Genomic DNA, 15,131 nt, shown 5'->3' on the forward strand with positions numbered 1-15,131 from the left:
AGTTAATATAGAGTCCCTGGATTTTTCCGAAAGCATCCAGGGACTATTTAAATAAATTTAGGAGGTGATGTAATATATAATTACTATTTTTGTTACAAGAATTAGTAATAATTGTGGTGCTTATTTAAAATATAGTTTTTTAAATAAGTGGATATTAATTATTTAATTTGTAGGAGGAGTTTTAAATAATTAATCACAGTGCATGTTATTAAACTTGGGCAAGAGCTTGTTCCAAATCATCTATAAGGTCTTCAACACCTTCAACTCCAATGGAAAGTCTTACAAGATCCGGAGTAACTCCTGCTGATCTTTGCTGCTCTTCATTAAGTTCTGAGTGGGTAGTGCTTGATGGATGAATTACAAGGGATTTAGCATCTGCTACATTTGCAAGTAGTGAAAATAAATTAAGGCTATTTATAAATTTCTTTCCTGCTTCAAGACCACCTTTTATTCCAAAGGTAAATATAGAACCTGCTCCTTTTGGAAAATATTTTTTTGATAATTCTCTATATGGACTACTTTCTAGCTCAGGATAATTTATCCAAGAAACTTTTGGATGATTATTTAAAAATTCTACTATTTTTCGTGTGTTTGATACATGTCTTTCAACTCTTAAGGATAAAGATTCTAGGCCTAATAGAAAATAGAAGGCATTCTGAGGACTAATTGTAGCACCTGTATTTCTCAAAAGTTGAACTCTTGCTTTTGTTGCAAAAGCTACAGCACCTAAGTCAGAATATATAAGTCCACCATAACTTTCATCAGGTGTGGTGAAATCAGGAAATTTGCCACTTGCTGCCCAGTCAAATTTACCACCATCAACTATAACTCCACCAACTGCAGCTCCATGTCCTCCAATAAATTTGGTCGCAGAATGAATAACTACATCTGCACCGTATTCTATTGGTCTTACGAGGTATGGTGTTCCAAATGTATTATCTAAAATAAGAGGTATCTTATTCTCATGAGCAATATTTGCTACAGCCTCTATATCTAAAATATTAATTCTTGGATTGCCTATTGTCTCTCCATAAACTGCTTTAGTTTTAGGAGTAATAGCTTTTCTAATATTTTCAGGGTCATCTGGATCTACAAATATTACATTAATTCCAAGTTTCTTTAAGGTCACCTTAAATAATTCATAAGTTCCGCCGTACAGTGTGCTGACTGATACTATTTCATCTCCAGAATTGGCTACATTAAGTATGGAGTATAAAATTGCCGCCATTCCAGATGATGTAGCAAGGGCCGCAGAGCCTCCTTCAAGGGCTGCTATTCTCTGTTCAAATACATCTTCAGTAGGGTTCATTATTCTAGCATATACGTTTCCTGGTTTCTTCAATTGGAAAAAGTCTGCAGCTTCATCTGCATCTTTAAAAACAAAGGATGTAGTCTGATAGATCGGAACTGCTCTGGCACCAGTAGTTGGATCTGGCACCTGACCTGCATGTACCTGTAATGTTTCAAATGATAATTTTTTTTCACTCATTATATATTCCTCCTTCATATTTTTGCATCAGATATTCTTTATTTATTATTTTTGAAGTTTTTAATATCTTGCACGAAACTTCTTGTTTACAATCTAAAGAAAAGTAAAAATAAAAATCTTCTTGTAAGATAAGTTACAAGAAGATTTTCTTCATGCTTCTCATCTTCCAGGTTTCACACCTGCTGGAATTAGCACCGTTGAACAATAAAAAATCATTCAGGTTGCCGGGCATCATAGGGCCAGTCCCTCTGCCTCTCTGGATAAGAAGTTCCGTATTCGATTGAAAAAATGATAACAGATATATATAATACTTGTCAATAGAAAAATCAAAAAAAATAATTATTTTTTATTTTTGGGGAGTGGAACATTGTAAAAATGTTGACAAGCAATATTAAAATATTTATTATGAAAAAAGAATGAAGACATAATTTAGAGTTATATGGATAAATAATTAATGTTTTATTGCATAAATATAAGGTTATAGTTTAATCAGGTATAGAGTACTTGGGAAAAGAGGAGACATAATGAATTTTAAAAATTTAGTAGATAAATTCAATAATAGATTTATTTTTTTTGATGGAGCTATGGGAACAATGCTTCAAAAAGCAGGACTTAAATTAGGAGAATTACCAGAGGTACTTAATATTACAAATCCTGAAATAATAAGTGGGATACATAGAAAGTACTTAGATGCAGGAGCAGATATCATAACAACTAACACTTTTGGAGCTAATGAATTAAAATATGATTCTTCTGATTACACCATAGAAGATGTGATTTCAGCTGGAGTAAAACTTGCAAAACAAGAAGCAGGAGATAAATTGGTGGCTCTTGATATAGGGCCTATTGGAAAGATTATGGAACCTACAGGAAATTTAAGCTTTGAAAGTGCATATAAATTATTTAAGAATCAAATCGTTATAGGTGAAAAGTCTGGTGCGGATGTGGTTCTAATAGAAACTATGACTGACTTGTATGAGGCAAAAGCAGCTGTCCTTGCAGCAAAGGAAAATAGTAATATCCCTATATTTTGTACAATGACATTTCAGGAAGATGGAAGAACTCTTATGGGTACAGATGCTAAAACTATGGTATTTGTACTTGAAGCTTTAGGGGTTGATGTTCTTGGGGTTAACTGTTCTTTAGGGCCTAAAGAGCTTCAAGGGATTGTGGAAGAAATTTTGAAATATTCTTCTATACCGGTTATGGTGCAGCCTAACGCAGGACTTCCAAGGTATGATGGGGAAAATACAATTTATGATATATCCCCTGAAGATTTTGCAGAGAATGTATTAACCATGGCTCAAAAAGGGATCAGAGTCTTAGGAGGATGCTGTGGTACTACTCCAGAATTTATAAGAATGTGTAGAAAGGATTTAGAAGGGTTAACACCTTTGAATATAGAAGAAAAGCATTATACAGCAGTGTGTTCTGCCACAGATACGGTTATAGTAGGTGAAAAAATAAAGATTATTGGAGAAAGAATTAATCCTACAGGAAGAAGTATTTATAAAAAGGAATTAAAAGAAGGAAGTATCAATTATATACAAAAAGAGGCTATTATGCAAAAGGAAGAAGGAGCAAATATACTTGGAGTAAATGTGGGACTTCCAGAAATTAATGAAGTTGAAATTATGAAAAAGGCAATTAGGGCGGTACAGAAAGTAGTTCAATTGCCTCTTAGTATAGATAGTCCTGATCCACAAGTTTTAGAAACTGGAATAAGAATGTATAATGGAAAACCTGTGATAAACTCTGTAAATGGAAGTAAAAAATCTATGGAAGAAGTATTTCCCATAGTAAAAAAATATGGAGGATGTGTTATAGCACTTACCATAGATGAAAAGGGAATACCTCATACAGCAGAAGGAAGAGTAAAAATTGCAGAAAAAATAATTAAAACTGCAAGTATTTATGGTATTAATAAAAAGAATATAATAATAGATTGTCTAACTTTAACTGTATCTGCCCAACAAAAAGAAGTATTAGAGACAATAAAAGCTATAAAAATGGTAACAGAAAAATTTGGAGTAAAAACTGTTTTGGGAGTAAGTAATATATCCTTTGGGCTTCCAAACAGAAGTATACTAAATAGAACTTTTCTTGCTATGGCACTGCAGGCAGGATTGAATTTACCAATAATGAATCCCGCAGATGAGTCTATGAAAGAGGTTATAGCTGCTTTTCAAGTGCTTACCAACATAGATAAAGAAGGAAAAGAATATGTAATTAAATATGGAAATAAATCTAAAGATGAAAAGCCAAAAGGAGAAGGTAATAGTCCGCTTAAAAATGCGGATAATAATTTAAAAGATCTTAAACAATTGATTATTGATGGAATTGAAGATGAGGCTGAAGCTATGACAACAGAGCTTTTAAAGAATAAAAAGGCCCTTGAAATAGTAAATTCTTATATAATTCCTGCATTAGATGAAGTGGGAAAACAGTATGAATTGCAGGATATATTTTTGCCTCAACTTATACAGTCGGCGGAAACTGTAAAAAAATCTTTTGAAATAATAAAAGATAATATGTTGAGCAGCGGACAGAAAAGTTTAGAAAAGGGTACAATAGTACTAGCTACAGTAAAAGGTGATATACATGATATAGGGAAAAATATAGTTAAAGTGCTGCTTGAAAATTATGGTTTTGAAGTTATAGACCTAGGAAGGGATGTAGATATAGATAATATAGTAAATACCATACGAGATAATAATATAAAACTAGTTGGATTAAGTGCACTTATGACCACTACTGTAGCTAGTATGAAAAAAACTATAGAAGCTATAAGAGAAAATAACCTTAACTGTAAGATCGTAGTAGGGGGAGCGGTATTGAATCAAAATTATGCAGATATGATAGGAGCGGACTATTATGCCAAAGATGCCAGAGAAGCTGTTAAAATAGCAGAAGAGGTATTTTTAATTTAAAATTTATCTAAGGATATGGTTAAAATTATATTAAATTAAATCTTTTTATAGAATATTTTTTCAGATTAATATAAAATAGTTATGAAAGTAAAATCATATAAAAGCCGATTTGGAGAGATAAGAAATGAGTCAAAGAGCTAATCAAAAAAGTGTAAAATATGTACCTGAAATAAGAGGGACACTTAGAGATCATATGATAAATCTGCCTCTTGTAATTAGAGAAGCTAGTGGAATAAATATTTTTGGAAAGAGAATAAAATCCCTTGCATTTACTACAGATATAGCAGTTATAAAAAATATAAATGCAGATGCAATTTTAGCAGTTTATCCTTTTACTCCACAGATAGTTATAAGTGAAGCCTTAGTTGCAGTCTCTGATGTGCCAATATTTTGTGGCGTAGGAGGAGGACTTACTATGGGAAAAAGGGTTGTAAATTTGGCATTAAATGCTGAGTTTACAGGAGCTATGGGAGTAGTGGTGAATAGTCCAACATCTAATGAGGTTATAAGGGCAGTTAGGGACTCTATTGACATTCCTATTGTAGTTACAGTAGTATCTGAGCGGGATGATATTGAGATGAGAATAAAATCAGGAGCTTCCATATTAAATGTATCTGCTGGTAAGAATAGTGCAGAGCTCGTGAAAAAGATAAGAGAAAATTATAAAGAGTTCCCCATAATAGCTACGGGCGGAAAGACCGAAGATAGCATTAGGGAAACAATACAGGCAGGTGCAAATGCTATTTCTTATACTCCACCTTCAACAGCAGAATTATTTAAGGAAAGTATGGAAAGGTATAGAAATGCTTATTAAAAGTTGCACTTATATTAAATAATATTGTTTAATATAAGTGCAGTTTTTATTTAAGTGTAAAATATATTTAAAAAAATGAAGAAGGTATTGCATAATTATAATAATATATGTATAATTATTTATGTACTTAACCTAAGGAGTTAAAGTTTAATTATTTTAGAAAAGGGGAGAAATAATGAGAAATTTTAAAAAGGCAATAGTTTCATTAGTAATGATCATTTTTACAGTTGCCTTATTCACAGGCTGTGGTAATAATAGCGGTAATGAGACACAAAATTCTCTTGAAAAAGTGAAAAAGGCAGGGGTTTTAAAAATAGGATTAGAAGATTCTTTTCCACCAATGGAATTTAGGGATAGTAAAAATGTTCTTCAAGGATTTGATGTGGATATGGCTAATGCCATAGGGGAAAAACTTGGAGTGAAAACTGAATTTGTAGGTACTGAATTTAATGGTATAGTTTTGGCTCTTAAATCGGGTAAATTTGATGTAATAATTTCAGGACTTAGTATTGATGAAGATAGGAAGAAAGAAATAGATTTTTCAGAACCTTATATAGAAAATTCACAGATTATAATTACTAAAGTTGAAAATGATACAATTAAGACTTCAAAAGATCTTGAGGGAAAAATAGTAGGAGTAGGACTTGGTACAACCAGTGAAAAGGTTGCTAAAGAATTAACAGGTTTAAAAGAAGTTAAAAAATATGATAAAACTACAGAGGAACTTCAAGATCTATTAATAGGAAGAATTGATGCAGTTATAGTAGATGAACCTGTTGGAAAGTATTATATATCAGCTGATGATAAAAAAGGAAAGTATACTGTATTAAATGAAAAGCTTACTAGTGAACCAATGGGCATAGGATTTAGAAAAGGTGATAAGGAACTAGAAGAAGCAGTACAAAGGGCAGTAAATGAGTTAAAAGAAGATGGAACAATGTCTAAAATCTCAGCTAAATGGTTTGGGGAAGACATATATAAATAAATATATGCAAAAGGAAGTGTATGAAAGCAGTGGACGTGGGATTTATTAAGGACATATTACCTATCCTATTAAAGGGCAGTGTAATGACCATAGAACTTACAGTTATTACTTTGATACTTGGGACTATTCTTGGAATATTTTTAGCACTTTTAAAATTATCTAAAAATATGGTACTAAGAATTATATCAAGTATTTATACCTGGGTATTTAGAGGTACTCCATTACTACTTCAATTATTTTTCTTTTACTATGGGTTACCTTTTGTGGGTATAGAACTTAAACCTTTTTCGGCGGCTGTATTGGGTCTTGCATTAAATTGTGGTGCCTATATGGCAGAGATAATAAGAGGTGGAATACAATCTATACACAAAGGGCAGTTTGAAGCAGCCAAAGCTTTAGGCTTCAGTTATGGAGAGACCATGAGAAGGATAATATTACCTCAAACCTGGAAAGTTATAATACCTCCAGTGGGAAATGAATTTATAGCTATATTGAAAGATACTTCATTGGTATCTACTATAGCAATGGTTGAACTTATGAGATCAGCTCAGCAGATATATGCAAGCAGTTTTGATCCCATATCTGTATTTTTTACAGCAGCGGTTTTATATCTTATAATGACAACTATGTTTACAACTGTATTTTCAGCATTTGAAAAAAAATTAGCTGTTTATAGTTAATAGTAAAATATAATTGGAGGTATAATTATATGGAAAATATAATTTTGAATAATTATGAAGATTCAGATAAATTAGAATATATGATAGAAGGAATAAACTTAACTAAAAGTTTTAATAATTTAACAGTTTTTAAGGATTTGAATATAAAGGTAAAAAAAGGAGAAGTTCTGGTAGTGATAGGGGCATCAGGATCAGGTAAAAGTACTCTTTTAAGATGCTTGAATCACCTAGAGGATTTAGACAGTGGAACCATAATTATAGAAGGGGAAGAATTAAATCCAAAGGATAAAAAAATACTTAGAAAAATAACTACCAAGATGGGCATGGTATTTCAAAGCTTTAATCTGTTTCCTCATATGACTGCTATTGAAAATGTTATGGAAGCACCTTTGATAGTTAAAAAGGAAAAGAAAGCAGTGGTACTTGAAAGAGCCAAAAAACTTTTAAATAAAGTTGGACTTGGAGATAAAATGGATTATTATCCATCTAAACTTTCAGGAGGACAGCAGCAAAGAGTTGCTATAGCAAGGGCTCTTGCTATGAATCCAGATATAATGTTGTTTGACGAGCCTACATCAGCACTTGATCCGGAACTTGTTGGAGAAGTTTTGAATGTAATGAAGGACTTGGCAAAGGATGGAATGACCATGGTGGTTGTGAGTCATGAAATGGGCTTTGCAAAAGAAGTTGCAGATAGAGTTATATTTATGGATGGTGGGAAAATAGTTGAGCAGGGTACTCCTGAAGAAATATTTTCCAATCCTAAAGAAACCAGAACAAAAGCTTTCTTGGATAAGGTTATTAAATAGTTATTTGAATAACCACTAAGAGGTTCATAAATTATAGTTTTTAGAGAAAATAGTATTAATTAAAGAAAGAGTAGTTATTGAGTTTAACTAGCTATTGGTATAGTATATAAAAAATTTTGATATAATTTGGAGGTCTGATTTATGAAAGATAAAGTTGTATTGGCATATTCAGGAGGACTTGATACCTCAATTATTATTCCTTGGCTTAAGGAAAATTATGATTTGGATGTTATTGCTGCTTGTATAGATGTGGGACAAGATGATGACATGGAGGCAGTAAGAAATAAGGCAATAAAAACCGGGGCAGTTAAAGTATATATTGAAGATGTAAAGGAAGAGTTTGTAAGGGATTATTTATTTAGTGCGGTAAAAGCTCATATATTGTATGAAGATGCATATTTACTTGGAACTTCTCTTGCAAGGCCCCTTATGGCAAAAAGATTAGTAGAAATAGCCCATGCAGAAGGAGCTAAATATATAGCTCATGGATGTACTGGGAAAGGCAATGATCAGGTACGTTTTGAAGTAGGAGTAGCAAGTTTTGATCCTAAATTGGGTATAATAGCACCATGGAGAATATGGGATATAAAATCCAGAGAAGATGCCATAGATTATGCAAACTCTAAAGGAGTAGAAGTACCTGTAACTAAAGAAAAAATATATTCAAATGATAAAAATATATGGCATGTAAGCCATGAAGGAGGGGACTTGGAGGATCCTAAAAATGAACATAAAAGCAGCATGTACTTTATGACAACTCCTCCGGAAAAAGCAAAAGATGAGGTTTCTTATGTAGAACTGTATTTTGAACAGGGTATTCCTAAAAAATTGGATGGAAAAGAATTGCCTCCTGTAGAAATGATGCAAACTCTTAATAAATTAGGTGGAGAAAATGGAATTGGAATAGTAGATATGGTAGAAAATAGATTGGTTGGCATGAAATCAAGAGGGGTCTATGAAACACCAGGGGGAACAATATTATATGCTGCCCATGCTGCTCTTGAAAGATTGACCATAGATAAGAATACAGCACATTATAAGCAAATGATATCTCAAAAATATGGAGAACTTGTATATGATGGGTTATGGTTCAGCCCTTTAAAAGAAGCACTAGACGCTTTTGTAGAAGTTACTCAAAAGAATGTAACGGGAAGTGTAAAATTAAAGCTTTATAAGGGAAATGTTATGGTGGCTGGAGTGGATGCTCCATATGCACTATATGATGAGGACATTTCATCTTTTGGTGCAAGTGAATTATATGATCATAAAGATGCTGAAGGATTTATTAAAATATTTAGTCTTCCATATAAAATTAAAGCTATGATAGAAAAGGAGAAGGGAAATTAAATTATGAAGCTTTGGGGCGGGAGATTTAAAAAATCTGAAAGTAAACTTATGGAGGATTTTAATAGTTCTCTAAGTTTTGATAGACAACTTTACAAGGAAGACATAGAAGGAAGTATGGTTCATGTTAAAATGCTTGCTAAATGTAATATCTTATCTAGTGAAGAAAGTAAAGCTATATTAAGTGGACTAGAATCTATATTAAAAGATATAGAGGAAGGTAAACTTGAGGTAGAAGGAGATTATGAGGATATACATAGCTTTGTGGAAATTAATTTAATAGAAAGAATAGGACAGGTAGCAAAAAAATTACATACTGCCAGAAGTAGAAACGACCAAGTAGCATTGGACTTTAGATTATATGCTAAGAGAAAAGCCCTAGAGGTAGTTGAAAATATAGAGTATCTTCAGGATGTAATAGAAAATCTTGGCGATAAAAATAATGTAATAATGCCGGGATATACTCACCTTCAAAGGGCACAGGTAGTAACTTTTAAACATCATATAATGGCATATTATCACATGTTTAAAAGAGATAGGGAAAGAATATTAAATGCCATTTGTATCATGGATGAGAGTCCTCTGGGATGTTGTGCATTAGCAGGAACTACTTATAACATAGATAGAAATTTTACTGCTCAAGAATTGGGATTTAAAAAACCTGTAGATAATTTTTTAGATGGTGTAAGTGACAGGGATTATGTTATAGAGTTGATATCAGATTTTTCTATAATAATGATGCATTTAAGTCGTTTAAGTGAAGAACTTATATTATGGAGCAGTAAAGAATTTGATTTTATACGAATAGATGATGAATTTTCCACAGGAAGCAGCATAATGCCTCAAAAGAAGAATCCTGATGCTGCAGAACTTATAAGAGGCAAAACTGGGAGAGTATACGGGTCACTCGTGTCACTGCTAACTACTATGAAAGGCATTCCTCTTGCCTATAATAAAGATATGCAGGAAGATAAAGAACAGCTTTTTAACTCCTTAGATACTGTATTAAGTTGTTTGAAGATTATGAGTGGTATGCTCTCCACATTAAAAGTCAATGAAAAAAACACTTTTAATGCAGTTAAAAAGGGATTTTTAAATGCCACAGAAGCAGCAGATTATTTAGTTAATAAAGGTATGGCATTTAGGGATGCACATAAGGTGATTGGTGAAATTGTGCTGTATTGTGAAGATAAGAATAGAGCCATAGAAGATATTTCTTTAGATGAGCTAAAAAAATTCAGTTCTCTTTTTGAAGAGGATGTATATGATTTTATAGATTATGAGAATACGATAAATAGAGGAATAAAAAGAAATTTGAAATAATAGCACCTTAAAAAAGTGGAAAACTTGATTGAAAAGTTTTCCACTTTTTTAGAGCAAATAATTTCTTTAACAACTACTTAACTTCACCTGCATCTCTTGTATCTCTGGAAGTTCTTTCTTTTCCGAAAAATGAAAGAGCATATAATCCTCCAAGACCTACAAGAGCATATAGTACCCTGGTGAAAGTAGACATTGTTCCAAATAGTGCTGCTATAAGATCAAATCTAAAAAATCCAATTAGTCCCCAATTTAGAGCACCTATTACAACTAATACTAGTGCAATAATATCTAGTGTTCTCATATTTACATCTCCTTTTTATTTTATATAAAATATTGTGCCCGTATTTATTATTTCCATATTCTTAAAATTTATAAGTTAAAATAAAAAGAAGATAAAAAACTAGTGTTCGCTATTTAAGATATCTATATTTAAACTTCTATCTACAGGCTGGAAAAGAGATATAATGGTATCTGTTCTCTGTACTCCTTCTACAGATTGTATTTTATTCATAAGTAAATTTTGCAGGTCAGTTATATTTTTACAAATAACCTTTATAAATATTGAATATTCTCCAGTAGTATAATGAATCTCTACAATTTCTTTTATGTTCTCCAATTGTTCCAGGGTCTCTTTGAAAGATTTAGCCTTGTCAAGATATATGCCGATAAAACCACATACATCATATCCTATTTTAGAGTTGTCAATTATAAGTTTGGTACCTTTAATTATGTGCATATCCTGCATTTTTTTCATTCTAACATGTATGGTTCCGCCGCTTACATGACATTTTCTAGCTATTTCTAGAAAAGGAGTTCTTGAGTCCTTTAAAAGAATGTCAAGAATTTGAAGGTCTAAATCATCTAACCCGTTAATTTTTAAGCTCAATTTATATTTCCTCCTTTTTAAAATCTATTAAAATCAATTTAATTTTTTAATAAAATTTACATTAATATAATTTACTATAGTTTAAATGTATAACAATCCTATAATAACATTATATCAGAAACTTTATCAAATTAATAATTTTAAACGTTATCATTGGCAAATAATTTCTAATTGTTTAATGGTAACTAGCTATATTTGATAAATAAGTAAATTATTATAATATTAATTAGTAATATTGTAATTTATACAAAAAAGTATTATTATATTGTTAAAGAAATTAAAAGCAAAAAATAAATAGTTTATCCGAATATTGAAGGGAGCTTTTATATATGAAAACGTATGTATTAAAAGATGAGAATGAAAGAGAATTAAAACTTTTAGATGAAACAATTGAAAAAATCAAAAGGGAAAAATTACCTAGTATACTTAAAATACAACAAGCAATATTAAGGTCAGTAGATGATTATATGTATAAAAATGGAGTAGTAAGGCTTCTGCCTAACATGATATCTCCCATAACAGATCCTCTCTGTCATAGTGTAGAAGATTGTGATTTTACTTATGGAGGTCAAAAATTCAATGTTACAAAATCTATGATATTCCATAAACAACTGGCTTTATCAAATCCGTACTTACAGAAGATATACATTGTATCCCCTAATGTAAGGCTTGAACTTCCAGAAAGAGGAGACGTAAGGCATTTATTTGAATTTACCCAAGTGGACTTTGAGTTTAAAGATGCAACTATGGATACCGTATTTGGATTCATGGAAGGATTAATAGAACAAGCATTTTGCTATATAAAAGAAGAGTGTAAAGAAGAATTTAAAAAATTGGGAGTAGGAACTTCTCATTTAGATGTATCAGGTCCTTTTGAAAGGCATACTACTCAAGAGTTAAAGGCTAAGTATGGAGAAGACTTTGAAGCTCTTGCTTCAAAGGAAGCAACTAGACCTTTCTGGCTGATAAATCACAAGAGAGAGTTTTATGATGCTGAAGACCTAGAAAACAAGGGAACATATAAAAATTACGATTTAATATGGCCTATGGGTTATGTAGAAGGATTAAGCGGAGGAGAAAGAGAATATAACTATGATAGAATTATAACAAGAATGAGAGAAGCAGGTATGGATGAACAGTCTATGAAAGATTATATTGAACTGGCTAAAAGAGGAGAAATTCCCAAAACAGCTGGGGCCGGATTTGGAGTTGAAAGAATGACTAGATTTGTTTGCCAGCAGGATGATATTGATGAAGTTACTGTATTTAGTAGAAAGCCAGGAAAAGGTAAATATATATTTTAAACAAAAAGCTGTCTTCAAATAAAGATTTGGGACAGCCTTTTTAATGTATAAAAAGCTGCTGTTATTTATTTTTTTACGTTTAAAGTATATAATAATATAAGAATATATAAATTAAAGGAGGAAATAAAATGCCTTCATGGTTAAATATAGCTTTACAAGTACTGGTTATGACGGTACTTGTGATAATTTTTTATAAATTATTAAAATCCCATGTACTACATAAATTTTATCCTAACAAATGGCTGATTCTTATACTGGCTATAGGAGCATTTTTTTTGCCGCCTGTGATCTCAGCTTATTTTAAGTATAATCTAAATGGTACCATATGGCAGTATATTTCTTCTGCAGTGTTTTTAATCTTGTTTTTATGGTTTGTAGATTTGAAAAATGGGGGTATATATAAAAATGGAGGAAAATCTTCCAAGGGTAAAGATATAAAGATAAGGCCCAAAGCTAAACCCAATAGAGCAAATAGGGGAAAATAATAAGTTTATGATACTTTTATACCAGGAGCAAATTAGCTATAATTTAAGCAGGTGTGATTTACTTTAATAAAATACTAATTTTCAAGGGAGTGAGGGTTTATGATAAGAAAATTCAAATACTATATGCCAGAATTGGATGAAAGTTGTTTTATAGCAGACAATGCAGAGGTTATAGGGAAAGTTAAACTTTGTGAAGATGTAAGTATATGGTTTGGTGCTGTGCTTAGAGGAGATTTAAATCATATATATGTGGGGAAAGGAAGTAACGTACAGGACAATTGTACTATACATACAAGTGTAGATAAAAATCCCACGGAGATAGGGGAGTATGTTACCATAGGTCATAATGCCATAGTACATGGAGGAAAGATTGGAAATTATTCTTTAATAGGCATGGGTTCCATAATTTTAGATAATGCAGAAATTGGAGAAGAGACTATTATAGGAGCAGGGAGCCTTGTGACTCAAAATAAAAAAATACCTTCAGGAGTACTGTGTATGGGTTCTCCAGCAAAAGTCATAAGGAAACTTACTATAGAGGAAAAAAAATTTCTGAGACATTCTGCAGAGGAGTATATTAGACAATCTAAAAGTTATAAACAATATATAATAGTATAAATTGAATGCAGAGGATTTTAAATATAATTTAGTCACCTATTTTATTACAAAAGTATAGATATATATTAACATAAATAATTTAGGAGATTAAATATGCCCATTTTCAAATTAGGATCTAGAGGCACTGAAGTTATGCATATACAGGCAACTCTAAAAAAAATAGGATATAATCCCGGAGTAATAGATGGAATATATGGTACAGATACTAAAAAAGCAGTGGAAATTTTTCAGAGAAATCATGGCTTAATTGTAGATGGAATAATAGGACCTAATACTTATAGAATTTTAAGAAGTTTTATGTTAGGATATGATATGTATACCATTAGAACAGGGGATACTCTGTACAGCATAGCTAAAAAATATGGAACTGACGTGTATGACATAATAGTAGCAAATCCCGGAATAGAACCTTTTCAATTGATTCCGGGTGTACAAGTCAAGGTACCTTATAATATAGATGTGGTAGATACAAATATAGATTACACCTACAATATATTGGAAACGGATCTTATGGGATTAGAAGCTAGGTACCCCTTTATAACCGTTGGCAGTATAGGAGAAAGTGTACTTGGAAAACAGCTTTATTATGTGAAACTTGGTGTAGGCTCAAATGAAATATCATATAATGGAGTTCATCATTCACTGGAATGGATAACGGCTCCACTTCTAATGAAATTTATAGAGAATTTTTCTAGAGCTTACAGCCGGGGAGAAAATATAAGAGGATATAATATAGGGGATATATGGAGAAATAGTAGCATATATATAGTTCCCATGGTAAATCCTGATGGGGTAGAACTTGTTTTGAATGGATTAAGTAGGAATAATCCTTTTTACTATGATTTGAAAAGATGGAATAATGGCAGTGAAGATTTCTCTAAAGATTGGCAGGCCAATAATAGAGGGGTGGATATTAATCATAATTATGATGCAGGGTGGGAGCTTTCAAAAGAAGCGGAAGCTTTCTATGGGGTATATGGACCTGGACCTACCAGATACTCAGGACCTTATCCTGTATCGGAACCTGAGACAAAGGCTATGGTAAGATTCACAAATGGTCATAATTTTAGACTGGTATTAGCATATCATAGTCAAGGAGAAGTTATTTACTGGCAGTATGGTGAAGTAACTCCTTCAGAGTCAAGAAGAATAGGAGAGTTGTTTGCTAAGGCCAGTGGTTATTCTTTAGAAGAAACTACGGGAATAGCATCCTATGCGGGATATAAAGACTGGTTTATACAAGATCATAGGAGACCTGGATTCACTATAGAAGTAGGAAAAGGGAAAAACCCTCTTCCTATAAGTCAATTTGATAAAATATATGAGGATAATGAGGAAATACTTTTACTGGCATCTGTAATATGATGTATTCCACCTCTTCAGGTGGAATACATAGGGATTTAAATACAATTATCAAGTGGTTCAGAGGTTTTAGGTGGAGGTTGCTATAAAGAAATGAGTATC

The 15,131-nt window shown here is 31.9% G+C and carries 14 protein-coding genes and 1 riboswitch; of the genes, 11 read left to right on the forward strand and 3 right to left on the reverse strand.

Going from position 1 to position 15,131, the window contains the following annotated elements; all coding sequences use genetic code 11:
- Positions 1 to 208: 208 nt before the first annotated feature.
- Positions 209 to 1,489: an O-acetylhomoserine aminocarboxypropyltransferase/cysteine synthase family protein gene (locus tag CKL_RS04795; RefSeq protein ID WP_012101347.1), complete on the reverse strand. Its 1,281-nt coding sequence runs from the start codon at positions 1,487 to 1,489 to the stop codon at positions 209 to 211.
- Between the two features lie 156 nt (positions 1,490 to 1,645).
- Positions 1,646 to 1,756, reverse strand: a riboswitch (SAM riboswitch).
- 257 nt (positions 1,757 to 2,013) lie between these two features.
- On the opposite strand from CKL_RS04795, the gene CKL_RS04800 reads away from it, so the two are divergent.
- The 7 genes from CKL_RS04800 (at position 2,014) to argH (ending at position 10,374) form a co-directional block, all read left to right on the forward strand.
- Positions 2,014 to 4,419 carry a homocysteine S-methyltransferase family protein gene (locus CKL_RS04800; RefSeq protein ID WP_012101348.1) on the forward strand — a complete coding sequence of 802 codons (2,406 nt, stop codon included), beginning with the start codon at positions 2,014 to 2,016 and terminating at the stop codon, positions 4,417 to 4,419.
- 124 nt (positions 4,420 to 4,543) lie between these two features.
- Complete coding sequence (locus CKL_RS04805) at positions 4,544 to 5,233, forward strand: beta/alpha barrel domain-containing protein (RefSeq protein WP_012101349.1); 690 nt, start codon at positions 4,544 to 4,546, stop codon at positions 5,231 to 5,233.
- A 175-nt stretch (positions 5,234 to 5,408) separates the two neighbouring features.
- Positions 5,409 to 6,218 (forward strand): ABC transporter substrate-binding protein, encoded by an 810-nt coding sequence (locus CKL_RS04810; RefSeq protein WP_012101350.1) that lies wholly within the window; start codon positions 5,409 to 5,411, stop codon positions 6,216 to 6,218.
- Positions 6,219 to 6,247: 29 nt separating this feature from the next.
- Positions 6,248 to 6,898 carry an ectoine/hydroxyectoine ABC transporter permease subunit EhuC gene (gene ehuC / locus CKL_RS04815; RefSeq protein WP_012101351.1) on the forward strand — a complete coding sequence of 217 codons (651 nt, stop codon included), beginning with the start codon at positions 6,248 to 6,250 and terminating at the stop codon, positions 6,896 to 6,898.
- A gap of 29 nt (positions 6,899 to 6,927) precedes the next feature.
- Entirely contained in the window at positions 6,928 to 7,707 is a 780-nt protein-coding gene (locus CKL_RS04820; protein ID WP_012101352.1) for an amino acid ABC transporter ATP-binding protein, read from the forward strand.
- Between the two features lie 141 nt (positions 7,708 to 7,848).
- Positions 7,849 to 9,054, forward strand: a complete 1,206-nt coding sequence (locus CKL_RS04825; protein WP_012101353.1) for an argininosuccinate synthase — start codon at positions 7,849 to 7,851, stop codon at positions 9,052 to 9,054.
- Positions 9,055 to 9,057: 3 nt separating this feature from the next.
- Positions 9,058 to 10,374, forward strand: coding sequence for an argininosuccinate lyase (gene argH / locus CKL_RS04830; RefSeq protein ID WP_012101354.1), 1,317 nt, complete (start codon positions 9,058 to 9,060; stop codon positions 10,372 to 10,374).
- Positions 10,375 to 10,447: 73 nt separating this feature from the next.
- Here the strand turns inward: argH and CKL_RS04835 are convergent, their stop codons facing one another.
- The gene (locus CKL_RS04835) at positions 10,448 to 10,675 is read right to left on the reverse strand and encodes a DUF378 domain-containing protein (protein WP_012101355.1); all 228 of its coding nucleotides are present in this window, start codon (positions 10,673 to 10,675) and stop codon (positions 10,448 to 10,450) included.
- A 99-nt stretch (positions 10,676 to 10,774) separates the two neighbouring features.
- Complete coding sequence (locus CKL_RS04840) at positions 10,775 to 11,260, reverse strand: Lrp/AsnC ligand binding domain-containing protein (RefSeq protein ID WP_012101356.1); 486 nt, start codon at positions 11,258 to 11,260, stop codon at positions 10,775 to 10,777.
- Between the two features lie 329 nt (positions 11,261 to 11,589).
- On the opposite strand from CKL_RS04840, the gene CKL_RS04845 reads away from it, so the two are divergent.
- The 4 genes from CKL_RS04845 (at position 11,590) to CKL_RS04860 (ending at position 15,032) form a co-directional block, all read left to right on the forward strand.
- Entirely contained in the window at positions 11,590 to 12,564 is a 975-nt protein-coding gene (locus CKL_RS04845; RefSeq protein ID WP_012101357.1) for an asparagine synthetase A, read from the forward strand.
- A gap of 128 nt (positions 12,565 to 12,692) precedes the next feature.
- Positions 12,693 to 13,049: a hypothetical protein gene (locus CKL_RS04850; RefSeq protein ID WP_012101358.1), complete on the forward strand. Its 357-nt coding sequence runs from the start codon at positions 12,693 to 12,695 to the stop codon at positions 13,047 to 13,049.
- A 99-nt stretch (positions 13,050 to 13,148) separates the two neighbouring features.
- Entirely contained in the window at positions 13,149 to 13,667 is a 519-nt protein-coding gene (locus CKL_RS04855) for a gamma carbonic anhydrase family protein (protein ID WP_012101359.1), read from the forward strand.
- Between the two features lie 93 nt (positions 13,668 to 13,760).
- The gene (locus tag CKL_RS04860; protein ID WP_012101360.1) at positions 13,761 to 15,032 is read left to right on the forward strand and encodes a M14 family metallopeptidase; all 1,272 of its coding nucleotides are present in this window, start codon (positions 13,761 to 13,763) and stop codon (positions 15,030 to 15,032) included.
- Positions 15,033 to 15,131: the final 99 nt, after the last annotated feature.

The sequence above is a fragment of the Clostridium kluyveri DSM 555 genome (assembly GCF_000016505.1).
In the GTDB taxonomy this organism is placed as follows: domain Bacteria; phylum Bacillota; class Clostridia; order Clostridiales; family Clostridiaceae; genus Clostridium_B; species Clostridium_B kluyveri.